A 5,072-nucleotide genomic window follows, 5' to 3' on the forward strand; every position below is an offset into this window, starting at 1 on the left:
TTGACAGTAAGGGTAGGTCATGATATACTAATATAGTTGTCGCGCGAGAGCGACAAAGACCTTTGAAAACTGAACAAGACGAACCAATGTGCAGGGCGCTATAACTAAGGTTATAGTAACTGAACAATAAAAAAACAATAAATCTGTCAGTGACAGAATGAGTTTAAGACAAACAATTATTTTAATGAGAGTTTGATCCTGGCTCAGGATGAACGCTGGCGGCGTGCCTAATACATGCAAGTAGAACGCTGAAGCTTGGTGCTTGCACCGAGCGGATGAGTTGCGAACGGGTGAGTAACGCGTAGGTAACCTGCCTCTTAGCGGGGGATAACTATTGGAAACGATAGCTAATACCGCATAAAAGTCGATATCGCATGATATTGATTTGAAAGGTGCAATTGCATCACTAAGAGATGGACCTGCGTTGTATTAGCTAGTTGGTGAGGTAACGGCTCACCAAGGCGACGATACATAGCCGACCTGAGAGGGTGATCGGCCACACTGGGACTGAGACACGGCCCAGACTCCTACGGGAGGCAGCAGTAGGGAATCTTCGGCAATGGGGGCAACCCTGACCGAGCAACGCCGCGTGAGTGAAGAAGGTTTTCGGATCGTAAAGCTCTGTTGTAAGAGAAGAACGAGTGTGAGAGTGGAAAGTTCACACTGTGACGGTAACTTACCAGAAAGGGACGGCTAACTACGTGCCAGCAGCCGCGGTAATACGTAGGTCCCGAGCGTTATCCGGATTTATTGGGCGTAAAGCGAGCGCAGGCGGTTAGATAAGTCTGAAGTTAAAGGCTGTGGCTTAACCATAGTACGCTTTGGAAACTGTTTAACTTGAGTGCAGAAGGGGAGAGTGGAATTCCATGTGTAGCGGTGAAATGCGTAGATATATGGAGGAACACCGGTGGCGAAAGCGGCTCTCTGGTCTGTAACTGACGCTGAGGCTCGAAAGCGTGGGGAGCAAACAGGATTAGATACCCTGGTAGTCCACGCCGTAAACGATGAGTGCTAGGTGTTGGGTCCTTTCCGGGACTCAGTGCCGCAGCTAACGCATTAAGCACTCCGCCTGGGGAGTACGACCGCAAGGTTGAAACTCAAAGGAATTGACGGGGGCCCGCACAAGCGGTGGAGCATGTGGTTTAATTCGAAGCAACGCGAAGAACCTTACCAGGTCTTGACATCCCTCTGACCGCTCTAGAGATAGAGTTTTCCTTCGGGACAGAGGTGACAGGTGGTGCATGGTTGTCGTCAGCTCGTGTCGTGAGATGTTGGGTTAAGTCCCGCAACGAGCGCAACCCCTATTGTTAGTTGCCATCATTCAGTTGGGCACTCTAGCGAGACTGCCGGTAATAAACCGGAGGAAGGTGGGGATGACGTCAAATCATCATGCCCCTTATGACCTGGGCTACACACGTGCTACAATGGCTGGTACAACGAGTCGCGAGTCGGTGACGGCAAGCTAATCTCTTAAAGCCAGTCTCAGTTCGGATTGTAGGCTGCAACTCGCCTACATGAAGTCGGAATCGCTAGTAATCGCGGATCAGCACGCCGCGGTGAATACGTTCCCGGGCCTTGTACACACCGCCCGTCACACCACGAGAGTTTGTAACACCCGAAGTCGGTGAGGTAACCATTTGGAGCCAGCCGCCTAAGGTGGGATAGATGATTGGGGTGAAGTCGTAACAAGGTAGCCGTATCGGAAGGTGCGGCTGGATCACCTCCTTTCTAAGGAAATGGAAACCTGTACGTTGGTCTTGTTTAGTTTTGAGAGGTCTTGTGGGGCCTTAGCTCAGCTGGGAGAGCGCCTGCTTTGCACGCAGGAGGTCAGCGGTTCGATCCCGCTAGGCTCCATTAACACTGTAAGGGTGTTAAGATTGAACATTGAAAATTGAATATCTATATCAAATAGTAACAAGAAAATAAACCGAAACGCTGTAAATATTTAAAGAGTTTAGGTCGCAAGACCAAAAATAAGGTTAAGTTAATAAGGGCGCACGGTGGATGCCTTGGCACTAGAAGCCGAAGAAGGACGTGACAAACGACGAAATGCTTTGGGGAGCTGTAAGTAAGCGACGATCCAGAGATGTCCGAATGGGGGAACCCACTAGCTAATGGCTAGTACTCCTATCTGTTAAGGATAGGTAGAGGAAGACGTAGTGAACTGAAACATCTAAGTAGCTGCAGGAAGAGAAAGCAAAAGCGATTGCCTGAGTAGCGGCGAGCGAAACGGCAGGAGGGCAAACCGAAGAGTTTACTCTTCGGGGTTGTAGGACTGCAATGTGGACTTAAAGATTATAGAAGAATGACATGGGAAGGTCAGTCAAAGAGAGTAAGAGCCTCGTATTCGAAATAGTCTTTATACCTAGCAGTATCCTGAGTACGGCGGGACACGAGAAATCCCGTCGGAATCTGGGAGGACCATCTCCCAACCCTAAATACTCTCTAGTGACCGATAGTGAACCAGTACCGTGAGGGAAAGGTGAAAAGCACCCCGGGAGGGGAGTGAAATAGAACCTGAAACCGTGTGCCTACAACAAGTTCGAGCCCGTTAATGGGTGAGAGCGTGCCTTTTGTAGAATGAACCGGCGAGTTACGATATGATGCGAGGTTAAGTTGAAGAGACGGAGCCGTAGGGAAACCGAGTCTGAATAGGGCGCATTAGTATTATGTCGTAGACCCGAAACCATGTGACCTACCCATGAGCAGGTTGAAGGTGAGGTAAAACTCACTGGAGGACCGAACCAGGGCACGTTGAAAAGTGCTTGGATGACTTGTGGGTAGCGGAGAAATTCCAAACGAACTTGGAGATAGCTGGTTCTCTCCGAAATAGCTTTAGGGCTAGCGTCGACATTAAGATTCTTGGAGGTAGAGCACTGTTTGGGTGAGGGGTCCATCCCGGATTACCAATCTCAGATAAACTCCGAATGCCAATGAATTATGGTCGGCAGTCAGACTGCGAGTGCTAAGATCCGTAGTCGAAAGGGAAACAGCCCAGACCACCAGCTAAGGTCCCAAAATAATTGTTAAGTGGAAAAGGATGTGGGGTTGCACAGACAACTAGGATGTTAGCTTAGAAGCAGCTATTCATTCAAAGAGTGCGTAATAGCTCACTAGTCGAGTGACCCTGCGCCGAAAATGTACCGGGGCTAAAACAATTTACCGAAGCTGTGGATACCTTTATAGGTATGGTAGGAGAGCGTTCTATGTGTGGAGAAGGTGTACCGTGAGGAGCGCTGGAACGCATAGAAGTGAGAATGCCGGTATGAGTAGCGAAAGACAGGTGAGAATCCTGTCCACCGTAAGACTAAGGTTTCCAGGGGAAGGCTCGTCCGCCCTGGGTTAGTCGGGACCTAAGGAGAGACCGAAAGGTGTATCCGATGGACAACAGGTTGATATTCCTGTACTAGAGTATGTAGTGAAGGAGGGACGCAGTAGGCTAACTAAAGCGTGCGACTGGAAGTGCACGTCTAAGCAGTGAGGTGTGAATTGAGTTAAATGCTTAATTCTATAACATTGAGCTGTGATGGGGAGCGAAGTTTAGTAGCGAAGTTAGTGACGTCACACTGCCAAGAAAAGCTTCTAGCGTTAATCATACTCTACCCGTACCGCAAACCGACACAGGTAGTCGAGGCGAGTAGCCTCAGGTGAGCGAGAGAACTCTCGTTAAGGAACTCGGCAAAATGACCCCGTAACTTCGGGAGAAGGGGTGCTGGCTTTCAGTCAGCCGCAGTGAATAGGCCCAAGCAACTGTTTATCAAAAACACAGCTCTCTGCTAAATCGTAAGATGATGTATAGGGGGTGACGCCTGCCCGGTGCTGGAAGGTTAAGAGGAGTGCTTAGCGTAAGCGAAGGTATGAATTGAAGCCCCAGTAAACGGCGGCCGTAACTATAACGGTCCTAAGGTAGCGAAATTCCTTGTCGGGTAAGTTCCGACCCGCACGAAAGGCGTAATGATTTGGGCACTGTCTCAACGAGAGACTCGGTGAAATTTTAGTACCTGTGAAGATGCAGGTTACCCGCGACAGGACGGAAAGACCCCATGGAGCTTTACTGCAGTTTGATATTGAGTGTCTGTGCCACATGTACAGGATAGGTAGGAGCCATTGAGATCGGGACGCCAGTTTCGATGGAGGCGATGTTGGGATACTACCCTTGTGTTATGGCCACTCTAACCCGGATAGGTGATCCCTATCGGAGACAGTGTCTGACGGGCAGTTTGACTGGGGCGGTCGCCTCCTAAAAGGTAACGGAGGCGCCCAAAGGTTCCCTCAGAATGGTTGGAAATCATTCGCAGAGTGTAAAGGTATAAGGGAGCTTGACTGCGAGAGCTACAACTCGAGCAGGGACGAAAGTCGGGCTTAGTGATCCGGTGGTTCCGTATGGAAGGGCCATCGCTCAACGGATAAAAGCTACCCTGGGGATAACAGGCTTATCTCCCCCAAGAGTTCACATCGACGGGGAGGTTTGGCACCTCGATGTCGGCTCGTCGCATCCTGGGGCTGTAGTCGGTCCCAAGGGTTGGGCTGTTCGCCCATTAAAGCGGCACGCGAGCTGGGTTCAGAACGTCGTGAGACAGTTCGGTCCCTATCCGTCGCGGGCGTAGGAAATTTGAGAGGATCTGCTCCTAGTACGAGAGGACCAGAGTGGACTTACCGCTGGTGTACCAGTTGTCTCGCCAGAGGCATCGCTGGGTAGCTATGTAGGGAAGGGATAAACGCTGAAAGCATCTAAGTGTGAAACCCACCTCAAGATGAGATTTCCCATGATTTTATATCAGTAAGAGCCCTGAGAGAAGATCAGGTAGATAGGTTAGGAGTGGAAGTTGTGTGAGCAATGGAGCGGACTAATACTAATAGCTCGAGGACTTATCCAAAGAGTCAAAAGATATTGACAACGAAAGGTTAACTTGTTAGAATATAGATGTTCAATTTTGAATGTTTAATCATTCAGAGTTAAGTGACGATAGCCTAGGAGATACACCTGTACCCATGCCGAACACAGCAGTTAAGCCCTAGAACGCCGGAAGTAGTTGGGGGTTGCCCCCTGTGAGATAAGGTAGTCGCTTAGC

1 tRNA gene and 3 rRNA genes are annotated in these 5,072 nt (G+C 49.7%); all 4 read left to right on the plus strand.

Going from position 1 to position 5,072, the window contains the following annotated elements:
- Nucleotides 1-180: 180 nt before the first annotated feature.
- The 4 genes from QM870_RS10180 to rrf all read left to right on the plus strand — a co-directional run bounded on the left by QM870_RS10180 (nt 181) and on the right by rrf (nt 5,072).
- Nucleotides 181-1,728, plus strand: a 16S ribosomal RNA gene (locus tag QM870_RS10180).
- Nucleotides 1,729-1,781: 53 nt separating this feature from the next.
- A tRNA-Ala gene (locus QM870_RS10185) sits at nt 1,782-1,854 on the plus strand.
- Between the two features lie 123 nt (nt 1,855-1,977).
- A 23S ribosomal RNA gene (locus QM870_RS10190) occupies nt 1,978-4,877 on the plus strand.
- A gap of 79 nt (nt 4,878-4,956) precedes the next feature.
- Nucleotides 4,957-5,072: ribosomal RNA gene (rrf, locus tag QM870_RS10195) — 5S ribosomal RNA — on the plus strand.
- The 16S, 23S and 5S rRNA genes sit together here with 1 tRNA gene alongside, the layout of an rRNA operon.

It is taken from the genome of Streptococcus parasanguinis, assembly GCF_047463195.1.
In the GTDB taxonomy this organism is placed as follows: Bacteria; Bacillota; Bacilli; order Lactobacillales; family Streptococcaceae; genus Streptococcus; species Streptococcus parasanguinis_R.